Raw genomic sequence first — 14,018 nt, forward strand, 5'->3', positions numbered from 1 at the left:
AGCAATGCCACGCTTTTTCGACATCTCCGTACCCGTCATGAATGGCGGCGTCGTGTATCCGGGAAACCCCGAGATTCACATCGAGGCGCAGCAGGACATGGCGAAGGGTGGCAGCTCGAACGTGTCGCTCGTGTCGATCGGCTCACACACCGGAACGCACGTCGACGCGCCAAAGCACATGATTCAAGGCGGCGCGGGCGTCGACGCCATTCCGCTCGACGTGCTCATCGGACCGGCGATCGTCCTCGCGTTCGACGACGACGTCATGGCAGTGACGGAAGCGTATCTGCGCACGCAGCCGATTGGCGGTCATGAGCGCGTACTTTTGAAAACGCGAAACTCGCACTTCATTCGCGAGCGTAATTTCCATGGCGACTACACCTATCTCGCGCCGGACGGTGCGGAATTCCTCGCGTCACTCGGTGTGCGGCTCGTCGGGATCGATTATCTCTCGATCGAGCAGTTTCATTCGGGGCATCATCGCACGCACAAGACGCTGCTCTCGCGTAACATCGTGATCGTCGAGGGACTCGATCTCTCCGAGCCCGGTCCGGGCACCTATGAGCTGTACTGTCTTCCCGTGTTGCTCGCTGGAATCGACGGAGCTCCGTCGCGCGCGGTCTTGTTTGGATGAGCGGGATCAACCAGCTGCTCTTCGACATCGGCGGCGTGCTCGGATCGAACGGCTGGGATCGCGAGCAGCGTGGCGAAGCCGTGGAACGCTTCGGTCTCGATGCCGAGGACTTTCAGTACCGGCACGAGGAGACGGTGGGCGCGTTCGAGTCGGGTCAGATTTCGCTTGACGAGTATCTCGACGTGACTGTGTTCTCGCGCCACCGCGATTTCTCCCGAGACGACTTCAAGAAGTTCATGCTCGGCCTGAGTACGCCGTGGCCGGAGAGCCTCGACGTGGTGCGCCGGTTGCGCCAGAATATCCGCGGGCGGCCGACGCGCGTGCGCCTCGCGACGCTCAATAACGAGTCGCGGGAGCTGAACCAGCATCGAATTCGCCACTTCGGGCTCTGCGATCTCTTCGATGTGTTTTTCAGTTCGTGCTGGCTCGGCGTGCGAAAGCCAACGCGGCAGATCTACGAGCGCGTGCTTGGCATGACACAGGCAGATCCGCAGCGCAGTGTGTTCGTCGATGATCGCGAGCAGAACCTCGCGCCGGCACGAGCGCTGGGTATGAAGACGATACACTTCGAGAGCGCGCCGCAGCTCGCGGGGGCGCTTGCCGAACTAGGATTCAAGCTTTAGTACGTGCTCGCTTGTGAAGCGGAAACACAACAAGAGGTTATGCAATGCAAATGGCAATGATCGGCCTCGGCCGAATGGGCGGGAACATGGTCGAGCGCCTGATGCGAAAGGGACATCAGACGGTGGTCTGGGATCGGAGTATGGACGTCGTCGGCAAGTACCAGACGATGGGCGCGACGGCAGCAAGGGATCTGGCCGATCTCGTCTCCAAGCTGAAGACGCCGCGCGTCGTCTGGATCATGGTCCCGGCGGGCGCACCGGTCGACGATACGATCGAGACGCTCGTGCCGAGCCTAACGAAGGGCGATATCATCATCGACGGCGGCAACTCGAATTTCCACGACACGATGCGACGCGCGGCATCACTCGCGAAGCGCGGCATCGAGTTCGTCGACAGCGGCACCAGTGGCGGGATCTGGGGACTCGAGAACGGCTATTGTCTGATGGTCGGCGGCACGGAGCGAGCGGTGAAACAGTGCGAGCCGATCTTCCTCGCGCTCGCGCCGGAGAATGGATACGCGCACGTCGGGCCGACGGGCGCCGGCCACTACGTCAAGATGGTGCATAACGGGATCGAGTACGCGCTGCTGCAGGGCTACGCCGAGGGTTATGAGATCCTCAACAACTCCAAAGACTTCCCGGAACTCGACCTGCATCAGATTGCCGAGGTGTGGCAGCATGGCAGCGTGGTGCGATCGTGGCTGAACGAGCTCGCCGCGGCAGCCTTCAGCCGCGATCCGTCGCTCTCCGCTCTCAAGGGATTCGTCGCCGACTCGGGTGAAGGGCGATGGACGGTGCAGGAGGCGATCGACACCGACACGCCGGCGCCCGTCATCACGCTGTCGCTCATCATGCGCTTCCGCTCTCGCCAGCCGGATACGTTCGCGGGCAAGGTGATCGCGGCGTTGCGCAATGAGTTCGGTGGCCACGCGGTGACGAAGTCATGAGCGCGAGCGCTGTCATCACGGCTCGACCGAGCGTCCAGATCAGCGGTATCGGACCGAAGCGTGACCGCGCCGATCCCTGCACCATGGTGATCTTCGGCGCGATGGGCGATCTCACGAAGCGCAAGCTCATGCCGGCGCTCTACGAGCTGATGAAGGAAGGACTCGTCGACGCGGACTTCGCGGTCCTCGGCGTCGGACGCGAGTCGTGCGACAACGACGACATGTTTCGCGCGCGCATGCGCGAGGCAATTCAACAGTCGGACGAAGTGCACGGGTTCGATCAGAGTTTGTGGAACTCGCTCTGCGAGCGTCTGCATTATACCTGTGTCGAGCTCACCGACCCCAAGGAGTACGAGAAAGTCGGCGCGCGGCTCACCGAGATCGAGGCGACGCGTGCGGCCGAGGATCGCAACCGTCTATTCTACCTCGCCGTGCCGCCGAGCATCTTCGAGCCGATTGTGCGCAATCTGTCGGCGAGCGGGCTGGCTCCGCGGACGAAGGATGCCTCCGAACAGCCATGGGTGCGCCTGGTCGTCGAAAAGCCCTTCGGTCGTGATCTCCAGACGGCGACGAATCTCAACGAGCTCGTCCTGAGCCTGTTCGGCGAGCACCAGGTCTTCCGCATCGATCACTACCTGGGCAAGGAAACCGTTCAGAACGTCCTCGTTTTGCGCTTCGCGAATTCGATCTTCGAGCCGCTCTGGAATCGGCAGTGGATCCATCACGTGCAGATCACCGCGTCCGAGGACGTCGGTGTCGGATCGCGCGGTCGCTATTACGAGGAAGCAGGCGTCGTTCGCGACATGTTCCAGAACCACCTGCTGCAGCTGCTCGCGCTCACGGCGATGGAGCCGCCGTACACGATGAGCGCGGGTGCGGTGCGCGACGAGAAGGTGAAGGTGCTCAAGTCGGTGCGCTGGCTCGATCCGAAGGCGATCCCGCGCAACGCGGTGCGGGCGCAGTACCGCGCCGGCCCGATCGGCGGAAAGCTGGTCTGCGGCTACATCGAGGAGAAAGATGTCGATCCGTCGTCGACGACGCCGACGTACGCGGCGGTGCGTCTGCACGTCGACAACTGGCGCTGGAATGGCGTGCCGTTCTACCTGCGATCCGGCAAGCGGATGAAAAAGCGCGTCTCGGAAATCGCCGTCACCTTCCGGTCGCCGCCGCATCTCATGTTCGGGCATCAGACGCGCGAAGTGCTTCGACCGAACACGCTCGTTATGCGCGTTCAGCCTGACGAGGGCGTGAACCTCAACTTCGAGGTCAAGGTGCCGGGCGCCGCGGTCGCGCTGACGTCCGAGGTCGAAGTCGCACCCGTCGACATGGATTTCACGTATGATGAAGTCTTCGGCGAGACGTCGGCGCCTGCCTACGAAACGCTGCTGCTCGATGTGATGATCGGCGAAGCAACACTCTTCACGCGGAGCGATGAAGTCGAGGCGGCGTGGCGTGTCATCGACCCGCTGATTCGGCATTGGGAGGAGAATCCGCCGGATCAGATGCCGACATACGCCGCGGGCACCTGGGGGCCGCGAGAGGCGGAGGAGCTGATTGCGAAGGATGGAGTCCGCTGGCGCGAAACCTAGAACTCCCAACGCATGGGTCTGTCGAGGAAGCGACTTCTACTTGACACCCTCGAAGTCGATCCATCCCTTCTCGGCATCGGTGCCAATCAACCGCACCGTGACGCGATCCCCGACATCCATTCCCTTCTCGCCCCTAACGACGCGTCCCTCGGCCGGCGGATGCAGCAGCCGGACGTACGTACCCGACGACGATCGTCCGGTCACGATCGCGTCGTACTTCTCCCCGATGTGATCGGCGAGCATGATCGCCGCGCCAACCTTGCGCATGGTGCGCTCGACCTTGCGAGCGGCGTCCTCGCGCTCGGTGCAGTGCTGCGCGAGCTGACCGAGATCGTCGTCGCTGTATGGCGCCGCCGTGTTGGCAAGCGCCGCCTTCACCAAACGCTGCGTGATCAGATCTGCATAACGACGATTGGGTGCCGTCGCGTGCGAGTAATCGTGCGCGGCGAGGCCGAAATGCCCGCCAGGATCCTTCCCCGGTCGATCGAGCGCGTACGCACCCGGGCCCATGAGCTTCACGATCGCGAGCGAGAGATCGGGAAAGCGCAGCGGATCGGCCGCGTGCCGCTTGGCGAGGAATTGGGCGAGCGAGAGTGAGTCCGGCTCTCGTGGCAGCGTCTCGCCGTACTGCGACGCCAGCTCGACGATGCGTCCCCATCGCTCCGGCTCACGTACGATGCGGCGAATGCCGGAACGGCCGCGCGCCTCGAGCCATTTCGCGATCGCGACGTTCGACGCGATCATGAAGTCCTCGATGAGATCGCGCGCCGCACTCTTGTGCGTCAGCGTGAGGTCGACGACGCGCCCGTCTTTCGCGACCGGCGTTGCCTCGATCGTCTCGAGGTCGAGCGCGCCATTCCGTTCGCGCTCCTTTTTCAGCCGCTGCGCCGCGTCCCACTGCAGTCGGAGCTGCGCGGCGAGACCCGAGGTCTTTGCGACCTTTTCCGGCGGCTGTACCGTGCCGCCGCTCGTATTCTCGAGCCACCGCCCGGTGTCGTCGTAGGCGAGCTGCGCCTTGTTGCGCACGACAGCTCGGTACACGTCGAATTTCGACACGTCTCCATTTTGCTCGACGGTGTTCTCGATCACGACGGCGACGCGATCGGCGTTCTCGTTGAGCGAGGTGAGATTGGTCGAGAACTGTTCCGGCAACATCGGGTACACCCGCACGCCCGTGTACACGGAAGTCGAGTTCTCCTCGGCGTGCTGATCGGCCGGCGTGTGCTTCGCCACGAGGGCGTCGACGTCGGCGATGGCAACAAGGATTCGAATCGCGCCATTGCCCGAGGCTTCCGCTACTTCGATCTGGTCGAGATCACGCGATTCGGTGTTGTCGATGGAGGACCAGAGCCGGTCACGGAGATCGCGCAAGCCGCCATCCGCTTTCGCCGGTTGCGTCGTCGCCGCGACCTGTTCGTCGACGCCGGAGTCAAATTCGGGATCGAAGCCATTTTCGCGCAGCACCCGCTGAGCGACCTGCGCGAAATCGATGGAGACAGCGTGATTCTGAGTCTTCACAAATTATCGTTGTCCATCCTGCCACTCGGTCAATGAACTGCCGGACGCATTCGAGAGTGCTCAATTCTTGATTTGCGAGAACGGCACATTGCCAATGCGATATTTGCGCCAGTCCTCGTGATCGAAGTGCCACCACTCCTGGGGATTCACGGTGAAGCCTTGCGCCTCCATCGCCTGGCGGAGCAGTTCGCGGTACCACCGTTGGAGCGACGTCCCGCCCGGATACTCGGCGTACGCACGCTCGGTGCTCTCGTCGTACGTGCTCACCATCTCGACCGGCTTGCCCGTTTTGAGATCATACAAGGTAAGATCGACGGCCGACCCGCGATTGTGCTTCGAGCCCTCGGCGGGGTTGGCGACGAGCCACTTCTTTGCGGCCGGCGTGGCATCCCAGAAGACCTTCGTCACGTACCACGGACGATACGCATCGTGGATGAGCAAACCGTAGCCTAACGACTTGAGAACGTGGTGCGCCCGAACGAGCGCCGCTGCCGCGGGACGCTGCATGAATGCGCGCGCCTCGTCGTAGATCTGGGTGCCGAGAAAGTTGTTCGTCGTCGCGTACCGGATCTCGAGCTTGATCGTCGGATCGAGCTTGACCAGTTCGACGAGATCGGTCGGTCGAAACTCACCGCTCTCGGCGGGGAGCGTCGCCGCCAGCGCCTCCTTTCGCAACTCCGGCACCGGGCGGAGCGGGGTGATGCGCAGCTGGTTCGTTCCCGCTTTCGGCTCGATGTTGCGACGCCGGAAGTGCACGCCAGCCGCAATCGCCCCGGTCGCGCGACCGCTCCTGTCGCGTGTGAAGACGATGCGCTCGCCGTCATAGAGGCCATCCGCTGGGAAGGCAAAGGTATCGCGCGCGACCTCGGTCAGCGGGTACGGGAAAAACCACTCGATGAGCGCCCAGAGCCGCCCATCGCGTTCGTAAACGTAGAGAATGTCGTAATCAGGGCCATACTCACCGATGAGTCCGCGCCAACCAGAGCGAGCGTCCTTCGGCATACCATGGTCGATACGAACGAGCGTATCGGCAAATGCATTTCCCGTTCGAATCGCCGTCGCCGAATCAGCGTTAGGCAAGTAAGTCGCTCCCCTCCCGAAGACGCGGTCGTCGACGAGCAGCGTATCGCCGCGCGCCCGCAGCTCCGGCACGCCGCCGCCGGCGGGGCCGAGCACGGCGAGCCCGGTGCCGCGATGCGTGAGCTCGATCTCGCGCCCGGTGCCCGACCGTGGCACATAACGACCGACGAGCAGACGCGCTCGGGTCGGCGCAATCGGGCCGGTCGTGTCCATCGCGGTCGCGGGTGCACCCTCGGCGACGATGCTGCTGCTACGACCTGCTCTCGCCCTCACGGCGAGCATCCCGCGCAACGCAGCTTCACCAATCTGATCGACGGCCGCATTCGCGCCGTCGCGCGTCGCCACGACGACGACACCGAGCTTGTCGTCGGGCAGGGCCTGAAGCGTCGTCGCGAATCCGTAGATTGCGCCGTCATGGCCAACGCTCCGATGGCCATCGAGCGAGCCGACGCGAAAGCCGATGCCATAGCCCGATTGCTCACCGGCACGCGCAAACTGTGGAGTCCACATCTGCGCAATGGTCTCGGGCTTGAGCAACTGTCCATTCACACCGCGGCCGCCGGCGAAGAGCGCGCTGACGAAGCGCGCGAGGTCGGTTACGGTAGTGTACATGCTTCCCGCGGGCGCGATGCCGAGCTGAAAGGTGGGCGCGGCGAAGGTCCGTCCGTCGAGCGTCCACATCGTCGCGGGTGCGAGCTCGCGGGTCAACGCAGCCGATGGCTCGAAACCGCTTGTCGTCATGCCTAACGGTTCGAGCACCGCTTTCGATAAAGCCCGCGCGAACGGCGCTCCGCTCACGCGCTCCAGAACGTACCCTACCGTGGCGATGGCGGCGTTCGAGTACTTGGTATGCGTCTCCGGCGGGTAGATCAGCGTCGTGCGATTCAGGCTCGCAATCGTGGCCGATAGCGGCGGCGATGTGCTATCGAAGTAGCTCCCGACCGGAGGCTCGCGAACGAGACCCGAGCGGTGAGACATCAACTGGCGGAGCGTGATCGGCTTGCCGAATGGATTGTGCGGATGAAAGTCGGACAGGTATCTCGAGACCGGCGCATCGAGATCGATCTTTCCTTGCTCGACGAGCTGCATGATCGCGACATCGGTAAACAGCTTCGAGACCGAGCCGACGCGAAACACTGTCTGGGGTCCCGCAGCTCGATGCGATGCAGAGTCGACGACGCCGAAGCCCTTCGCCCAAACCACCTGTTGATCGTCGACCAAGGCAATGGCGACGATTGGCAAGCCTTGGACGCGCATCTCACGATCGATGAGCCGCTCGAGCTGGTTGGCCACCGCCGCGTATTCGCGCTGCGGGGTCTCGACATCCTGCGCAGAGGCGCCTAACGGGAGAAGCGAAGCGAGAGCGAGCGAAAGCGCGGCGAAGGCGCAGCTGAAGGGTCGGATCATCGGCCTGGCGAGCGACGGCGGGAGAAGCATGATGAGCACCGAGGGGGGACGCGTCATCTTCGCCAGCGTGCGCGCCAATGTCCAGCGTTGCGGACCGCCTGTGAGCCGTTTAGTGCGACTGGCCGCCCACCCAGCTGCGAAGCATGTCCATCAGCGTGCGCGGCTGAATCGCGCGAAACTCACCCGCGTCGAAGAACTTGCCATAGCAGATCGGACACGACTCGTACCATACCTCGCGCGTTTGCCGATCGAGCATACGGATCATGGGCTGGTGACAGCGCGGGCAATCGACACGCCGCTGCTCGTTGAGGCCCGGGCGCGCCGCGGCGCCCGGCGGATCGAGCAGATCGATGCTCTCCTTTGCGTGCACATCGGCATCCTCGAGCGCGTCGAACCAGAGCCCCTCGCACGATGTGCATCGATCGATCTGCGTCTGCTCGACCTGCATCGTCTTCATCGGGGCGCTGCACTTCGGACACTGGATCTGCATGGAGTGCCCTCACGCAAAGAGAGACAGAATGAAGACGATTGTCGCCGTGAGACGGGCAACGTGATCGGCGCGTCGGTGCGCTGCGTCACCTCGAGAGCGAGAGGTCGTGGCGAATGCGCCGGACAATCTCCGCCGGCTCGCACGACGCATCGAGCCACAACGCCTCATGCGGCTCCTCGAGGGTCGCGAGTTGACTCGCGAGGAGCGACGGCCCGGCGTAATGACCGCTTCGCTGCGCAAGCCTTTCCCGCAGCATCGACTCCGGCGCTCGGAGGTATATGAATCGTACGTCGTCCGTCGCTTCAGACGGCACGAGCGCGCGCCGATACTGTTCTTTCAACGCTGAGCAGGCGAGGACGACGTTCACCTGCCGTGCATGAAGATCGCGAAGCGCATCATGTATCGCGCGGAGCCACGGCGCGCGATCCGCATCCGTCAGCCCTATGCCGCGTTTCATCCGCTCGATGTTTTCCGGCGAGTGAAACTCGTCGGCCTCGAGGAAGCGCCAGCCTAACGACTCGGCGAGGACCTCCCCAACCGTTGTCTTTCCCGCGCCCGCAGGTCCCATGAGCACGATGATCCGTGGCGCGGCAGCCATGCGCCCCAAGCTATCGCATCGTGCCGCTGCTGCTCAGGGTCTATGGGCCGCGGACAAGGGCGCGCAGACGTGCGAGGTCTTCATCGGTTACGGACGTCACCAGCGGCGCCGGATGCATCAAGGCGCTCGCCGACGGATCGTGAGGAAGCCCGAGCGCGTGCCCGAGCTCATGCGCGATCGTCGCGTACAGCACGCGATTAGGAGAACCGATCTGCCAGGGCGCTGGTTGCACTGACACAAAGACGTCGGCTCGCGTGAGCTTACCCGTCTTACTACTGTAGAGCATCGTGACGCCGGGATTGCTCGGCGGGAGCCGGTCACTCCAGTAGAGCCGGATGTCCGCATCCAGCGACCAACTCACCCTCACGACGCGGACCACGTCCGAGCGCATCCAGGCGTGTACCGCCTCGTCAACGAGTTTTCCGTGGTCGATTGACTCACCTGGCTTGTCGGTCCAGGGCTGAACCCAAAGCCGCAGAGTGCCAGAGCGCGACCACACGTACGCGCGTCCGCCGGCAGCAACGACCGTCTCGTTCGGCTCGGCGGACGTCTCGCCATGAGTGACCAGAACCACGGATCCTTGCTGCATGGGGGCTGCAACGATCGACGGCGACGGCTTGGCACAAGCTTCGGTGAGACAACCACTTATGACCGCTATTGCAACGTAGATGCTGAGAGCGCGAAGAGATCCGGAACGGCGCAAGGAGCTCCTGGCTAAAGTGTGCGACCGAATAGATCAGGTCGCCACTTAGCCGACGCCGTGGCACACTCGCGGTCACCGCAGTTTCAGCCTTGGTCGTCTCGAATTCCCTGAAGAGATACCGAATGGACGGCAATAGAGGGGTAAGCCCCGCGCCCGACGCTGCAGACTTGTGGGCCGTTGTCGCCCGTCATAGCCTGTGCCTGATTCAGCGATCTCTCATTCCCTTTCCAAGGATGCCATCGGCGCGTGGACGCACTCGAGTTCTCTGATCGATTACGCAGCGTGCTGACTGAGGCGCGTGAGGAGGCCGCGCGACTGCAACACGAGCATGTCGGCACCGAGCATCTGCTCATCGCCCTCCTCAGTGACACCAGCCGTGACGGTGGCGCGCCGCCGTCCCTCGCCGGTGTGGTACTCGACGTGCTCGGCGTCGATCGATCGAAAATGAAAGTGGTCCTCGAGCAGACCGTGCTCCGCGGCCGCGTGGCGACGTCGGATGACCAACTCTCGTACACGTCGCGCGCCAAAGCGGTACTCGAGCTCGCGATGGCCGAAGCGCGCGTCTCGAAGGCAGGAACCGTCGACACGCAGCACTTGCTGCTCGGACTCGTCCGGGAAGAGCGCGGAATTGCCGCCCAGGTGCTACTCGATTTCGGCATTACCGTCGAGAAGACGCGGGCGGAGTTGGCGAAGCTGAGCTGACGAGCTAGTCGAAATCCAAAGCCAAGTCCATCGCTGGTGCGGAGTGCGTCAGCGCGCCAACCGAAATCCAGTCAACGCCTGTCTCGGCGATTCCACGCACGGTGCCGAGGTTCACGCCACCGGACGCCTCGAGAATCGCACGCTTGCGTACGTGTCGCACCGCCGACCGCATCTCATCGAGCGACATGTTGTCGAGCATGATGACGTCGGCGGCCGCCGCGAGCGCGCGCTCGACTTGCTCCATGTCGTCGCATTCCACTTCGACCTTCACCTCGGGCGCGAGCTCGCGCGCGCGATGGACTGCGGTCGCGATGTCGCCGTCGAGTGCCGCAAGATGGTTGTCCTTGATCAGCACGGCCGACGACAAATTCATGCGGTGATTGTGGCCTCCGCCAGCGCGAACGGCGTACTTCTCGAGCTGTCGCCATCCCGGAGTCGTCTTCCGCGTGTCGAGGATCTTCGCCTCAGTGCCGGCAACTGCAGCGACGAACTCCGCGGTGAGCGACGCGATGCCGGAAAGTCGTTGCAGGAAATTCAACGCGACACGCTCCGCGGAGAGGAGTGCCCGCGCGTTCCCGTTAACGAAGAGCACGGAGGCGCCCTTCGCGACGCGGACTCCGTCTTCGACGTCGATCCGGATCGCGACTTTCGGATCGAGGAGGCGAAAGGCGTCCAGCGCGAGCGCGACGCCGCACACCACACCGTTCTCGCGCGCGACGAGCGTGCCTCGCGCGCGACGTTCGGAGACGACCGTCGCTATCGTGGTGAGGTCGTCGAAGGCGCCATCTTCGTCGAGAGCGCCGCGAACGAGTGCATCGAGTGCTTGCTGCTTCAGCGGAAATCGTAATGTCCCCACTGCATCGATCGCTGGTACGCTGAGCGGCGTGACGGTACGAGGAACGGAACGACGCGGTGGCTGCGACTCCTTCATCGGCGTGGGATTCTCCATAAGTCCTCTTCGTAGCGGAAGGCGATGGTCGAGTAAGTGAGGTGATCTCACTCGCCCGGGTCGACGCCGTCTGGTACTGGCGAGAGCGGCTGTTTCGCGGTGCCGCCGATAGCGACCATTCGCTCGATAGCGCGACGTGCGCGATCGGCGATCTCGGTAGGCACGGTGATTTGGTGCTGTAAACGCTCCAGCGCCGTTAGGACTTTCGGAAGCGTCGTCACCTTCATGTACGCGCACAACGCTCGTTCGTTCGCGGCGTAGAAGCGCTTGCTTGGATTCTCTCGGCGCAGGCGGTGCAGGATGCCGACTTCGGTCGCCACGATGAAGTCGTCGGCGTCGGATAGAGCAGGACGCTTGATCATCCCTTCCGTCGAGAGGATCTGCACGCCCTCGGCATCGATGTCGCCGGCGGACATTGCCTCGAGCACGCTTGTCGAACATCCACACTCGGGATGCACGAGGAATTCCGCGTTAGGGTGCAGGTGACGCTGCAGTCGAATGTTCTCGGGATCGATACCCGCGTGCACGTGGCACTCACCCATCCAGACGAGAATATTCTCCCGCTTCGTCAGCCGGCGAACGTGCGCGCCGAGGAACATGTCGGGAAGAAAGAGAATCTCCCGATCCGGCGCGATTGAATTGACGACTTCCACGGCGTTGCCGGAAGTACAGCAATAATCGCTTTCGGCTTTGACCTCGGCTGTAGTGTTCACGTACGACACCACAACGGCGCCGGGATGCTCAGCCTTCCACGCGAGCAGCTGCTCCGCATCGATGGTCGACGCGAGGGAACAGCCCGCCGCGAGATCGGGGAGAAGAACAGTCTTGCTGGGCGACAGAATGGCCGCAGTCTCGGCCATGAAATGCACGCCGCAAAATACGATCACCTTGGCCGATGTCTTCGCGGCTTCACGAGACAGGCCGAGCGAGTCTCCAACGAAGTCGGCAACATCCTGAACTTCGGGCCGCTCGTAGTTATGCGCGAGAATGACCGCGTTTCGCTCGCGTGCGACCTCCTTGATCTCCGCTTGCAGTTCCGCGATGAGCTCGTCCCTGGCCAGCGAAGAGGACTGAGGCGCGGTGGAGCTAGGCATGCCGCTGAATGTAATGCGCGAGGTTTGGTAAGAAGTAAAACACCACAGAGATGCAAAACGCGAGCGCGCGTCGATCCAACGCGACGAATTACTGCTGAGCGCGGAACTACTGCTCGATGTGACGCCCCTGCCAGGAGCGCTGTGGCTTGGGGAAGTCGGAGCGGTAGTGGCCGCCGCGCGATTCCTTGCGCTGAAGCGCCGCCTCGATGATCAGTCGTGACGTCTCGACGAGATTTTGCTCTTCGGTCGCGCCAACGGGCAATCGCTCCTCGATCGTCGCGAGCGAGTGGAGTGCGAAGCGCAGCCCTTTGGCGGTTCGCGCAATCGCCGCGTGCTCCCACATCAGTGCTCGCACCGCGTCCGCACTCACCTGCGCCGCGCCTCGATCGGTAAGGAGTGCGACTTTCCATGACCCGGCCGGCGGTTCGCTCTTGAGCGGCGTTACATGCGACAGGTCGCGCGCAACGCGCTCGGCGAATACGAGACCTTCGAGTAGCGAGTTCGACGCGAGCCGATTCGCCCCGTGTACACCGGTGCGCGCCACTTCTCCCACGGCGTAGAGGCGTTTCATCGTCGAGCGTCCGGAGAGATCGGTCACGACGCCGCCCATCATGTAATGCGCAGCCGGCGTGACGGGGATGAGGTCGTGACGCGGATCGATGCCGCGTGCCATGCAGATGGCGAAGATCCCCGGAAAGCGCTTCGTGAACCCGTTGCCGAGCTTTCGCGCATCGAGATGCACCTTGCCCTGGCGTTGCTCGCGAAAAATGGCGCGCGCGACAACGTCGCGAGGTGCGAGCTCCGCGAGGCGATGCCGCTTCACCATGAATCGCTCGCCCGCCGCGTTCACGAGAATGGCTCCTTCGCCGCGCACGGCTTCCGAGATCAATTGCAGCGGATTCTCTGACGTGTCGAGCGCGGTGGGATGGAATTGAACGAACTCCATGTCCGCCAAGCGTGCGCCGGCGCGATGAGCAATTGCGAAACCATCACCGGTGGCAACGACGGGGTTCGTCGTGTAGCGGTACACCTGTCCGCATCCCCCAGTGGCAAGAACGGTGACGTCCGCGATGATCTCCGCCGGCCGGCCGGCAATGCTCGCGCGCACGCCGACGCACTCACCACCTCGCACGATGAGATCGAGGACGCGAGCCTTCTCGATGACACCGACTCGTTCGCTCTCGTGCACGCGGTCGATCAGCGTGCGCGCCACCTCGGCGCCGGTCTGATCGCCATGAGCGTGGACGATACGATTCTTCGAGTGCGCTGCCTCACGACCGAGCTTGAGGTCGCCCGTCGGGTCGAGATCGAAGTCTGCGCCTGCAGTCTGCAGCTCGCGCACGCGGGCTGGTCCTTCCTCGACGAGAATCTGAACCGCTGCGGCGTCGCAGAGCGCGGCGCCCGCGGCCAGCGTGTCCCGCCGGTGCAATTCGGGCGAGTCACCGGCTCCCAATGCAGCAGCGATGCCGCCTTGTGCGTATGCCGTCGCGCTGTCGAACAACGAGCGCTTCGTCAGAAGCAGGACGTCGGCTTGGTCCGCGGCGCGCCAAGCAGTATGCAAGCCGGCGACACCGCTTCCGATCACGAGCACACCTGTTCGCAGGCGGTCAGTCATCGTCGAAAGATAGAGCGGCCGGTCCCCTTGTCATCCCGAGCGATCCATTGTCATACCCAAGTGCAGCGA

General features: G+C 63.4%; 13 protein-coding genes. 5 read left to right on the top strand and 8 right to left on the bottom strand.

All coding sequences use genetic code 11. The features are described from left to right. Positions 1 to 4 precede the first annotated feature (4 nt). Genes VGH98_11335 through zwf form a run of 4 tightly spaced genes read left to right on the top strand, consistent with a single transcriptional unit; the run spans position 5 to position 3,793 of the window. Positions 5 to 634 (top strand): cyclase family protein, encoded by a 630-nt coding sequence (locus VGH98_11335; protein HEY2376557.1) that lies wholly within the window; start codon positions 5 to 7, stop codon positions 632 to 634. Then, positions 631 to 1,257 (top strand): HAD family phosphatase, encoded by a 627-nt coding sequence (locus VGH98_11340; protein ID HEY2376558.1) that lies wholly within the window; start codon positions 631 to 633, stop codon positions 1,255 to 1,257. The genes VGH98_11335 and VGH98_11340 overlap by 4 nt, the downstream gene beginning before the upstream one ends. Positions 1,258 to 1,301: 44 nt before the next feature. After that, the gene (gnd, locus tag VGH98_11345; protein ID HEY2376559.1) at positions 1,302 to 2,204 is read left to right on the top strand and encodes a decarboxylating 6-phosphogluconate dehydrogenase; all 903 of its coding nucleotides are present in this window, start codon (positions 1,302 to 1,304) and stop codon (positions 2,202 to 2,204) included. Continuing rightward, positions 2,201 to 3,793: a glucose-6-phosphate dehydrogenase gene (gene zwf, locus VGH98_11350; GenBank protein HEY2376560.1), complete on the top strand. Its 1,593-nt coding sequence runs from the start codon at positions 2,201 to 2,203 to the stop codon at positions 3,791 to 3,793. The genes gnd and zwf overlap by 4 nt, the downstream gene beginning before the upstream one ends. A gap of 36 nt (positions 3,794 to 3,829) precedes the next feature. Here zwf and VGH98_11355 read toward each other — a convergent pair whose 3' ends face one another. From VGH98_11355 to VGH98_11375, 5 genes are all read right to left on the bottom strand, one after another. After that, the gene (locus VGH98_11355) at positions 3,830 to 5,311 is read right to left on the bottom strand and encodes an RNB domain-containing ribonuclease (protein HEY2376561.1); all 1,482 of its coding nucleotides are present in this window, start codon (positions 5,309 to 5,311) and stop codon (positions 3,830 to 3,832) included. Positions 5,312 to 5,371: 60 nt separating this feature from the next. Continuing rightward, a complete protein-coding gene (locus VGH98_11360) occupies positions 5,372 to 7,855 on the bottom strand; it encodes a serine hydrolase (protein HEY2376562.1) in 2,484 nt (827 codons plus the stop codon). Between the two features lie 52 nt (positions 7,856 to 7,907). Next, positions 7,908 to 8,288 (bottom strand): zf-TFIIB domain-containing protein, encoded by a 381-nt coding sequence (locus tag VGH98_11365; GenBank protein HEY2376563.1) that lies wholly within the window; start codon positions 8,286 to 8,288, stop codon positions 7,908 to 7,910. Between the two features lie 85 nt (positions 8,289 to 8,373). After that, positions 8,374 to 8,886: a gluconokinase gene (locus tag VGH98_11370; GenBank protein HEY2376564.1), complete on the bottom strand. Its 513-nt coding sequence runs from the start codon at positions 8,884 to 8,886 to the stop codon at positions 8,374 to 8,376. Between the two features lie 40 nt (positions 8,887 to 8,926). Then, on the bottom strand, positions 8,927 to 9,475 hold the full coding sequence (locus VGH98_11375; protein ID HEY2376565.1) for a matrixin family metalloprotease: 549 nt from the start codon (positions 9,473 to 9,475) through the stop codon (positions 8,927 to 8,929). A gap of 360 nt (positions 9,476 to 9,835) precedes the next feature. Between VGH98_11375 and VGH98_11380 the strand changes: the two genes are divergently transcribed. Beyond that, positions 9,836 to 10,291, top strand: a complete 456-nt coding sequence (locus VGH98_11380; protein ID HEY2376566.1) for a Clp protease N-terminal domain-containing protein — start codon at positions 9,836 to 9,838, stop codon at positions 10,289 to 10,291. Between the two features lie 4 nt (positions 10,292 to 10,295). Here VGH98_11380 and nadC read toward each other — a convergent pair whose 3' ends face one another. From nadC to VGH98_11395, 3 genes are all read right to left on the bottom strand, one after another. Further along, complete coding sequence (nadC, locus tag VGH98_11385; GenBank protein HEY2376567.1) at positions 10,296 to 11,240, bottom strand: carboxylating nicotinate-nucleotide diphosphorylase; 945 nt, start codon at positions 11,238 to 11,240, stop codon at positions 10,296 to 10,298. A 47-nt stretch (positions 11,241 to 11,287) separates the two neighbouring features. Continuing rightward, complete coding sequence (gene nadA / locus VGH98_11390) at positions 11,288 to 12,334, bottom strand: quinolinate synthase NadA (GenBank protein ID HEY2376568.1); 1,047 nt, start codon at positions 12,332 to 12,334, stop codon at positions 11,288 to 11,290. 106 nt (positions 12,335 to 12,440) lie between these two features. Further along, positions 12,441 to 13,949 carry an L-aspartate oxidase gene (locus VGH98_11395; GenBank protein ID HEY2376569.1) on the bottom strand — a complete coding sequence of 503 codons (1,509 nt, stop codon included), beginning with the start codon at positions 13,947 to 13,949 and terminating at the stop codon, positions 12,441 to 12,443. Between the last annotated feature and the right edge of the window lie 69 nt (positions 13,950 to 14,018).

This window comes from Gemmatimonadaceae bacterium, from assembly GCA_036496605.1.
In the GTDB taxonomy this organism is placed as follows: Bacteria; Gemmatimonadota; Gemmatimonadetes; order Gemmatimonadales; family Gemmatimonadaceae; genus AG2.

Coding starts and splice junctions, on each gene's coding strand:
- VGH98_11335 (HEY2376557.1), top strand. CDS start 5: ATGCCACGCTTTTTCGACATCTCCGTACCCGTCATGAATGGCGGCGTC.
- VGH98_11340 (HEY2376558.1), top strand. CDS start 631: ATGAGCGGGATCAACCAGCTGCTCTTCGACATCGGCGGCGTGCTCGGA.
- gnd (HEY2376559.1), top strand. CDS start 1,302: ATGCAAATGGCAATGATCGGCCTCGGCCGAATGGGCGGGAACATGGTC.
- zwf (HEY2376560.1), top strand. CDS start 2,201: ATGAGCGCGAGCGCTGTCATCACGGCTCGACCGAGCGTCCAGATCAGC.
- VGH98_11360 (HEY2376562.1), bottom strand. CDS start 7,855: ATGACGCGTCCCCCCTCGGTGCTCATCATGCTTCTCCCGCCGTCGCTC.
- VGH98_11365 (HEY2376563.1), bottom strand. CDS start 8,288: ATGCAGATCCAGTGTCCGAAGTGCAGCGCCCCGATGAAGACGATGCAG.
- VGH98_11370 (HEY2376564.1), bottom strand. CDS start 8,886: ATGGCTGCCGCGCCACGGATCATCGTGCTCATGGGACCTGCGGGCGCG.
- VGH98_11375 (HEY2376565.1), bottom strand. CDS start 9,475: ATGCAGCAAGGATCCGTGGTTCTGGTCACTCATGGCGAGACGTCCGCC.
- nadC (HEY2376567.1), bottom strand. CDS start 11,240: ATGGAGAATCCCACGCCGATGAAGGAGTCGCAGCCACCGCGTCGTTCC.
- nadA (HEY2376568.1), bottom strand. CDS start 12,334: ATGCCTAGCTCCACCGCGCCTCAGTCCTCTTCGCTGGCCAGGGACGAG.
- VGH98_11395 (HEY2376569.1), bottom strand. CDS start 13,949: ATGACTGACCGCCTGCGAACAGGTGTGCTCGTGATCGGAAGCGGTGTC.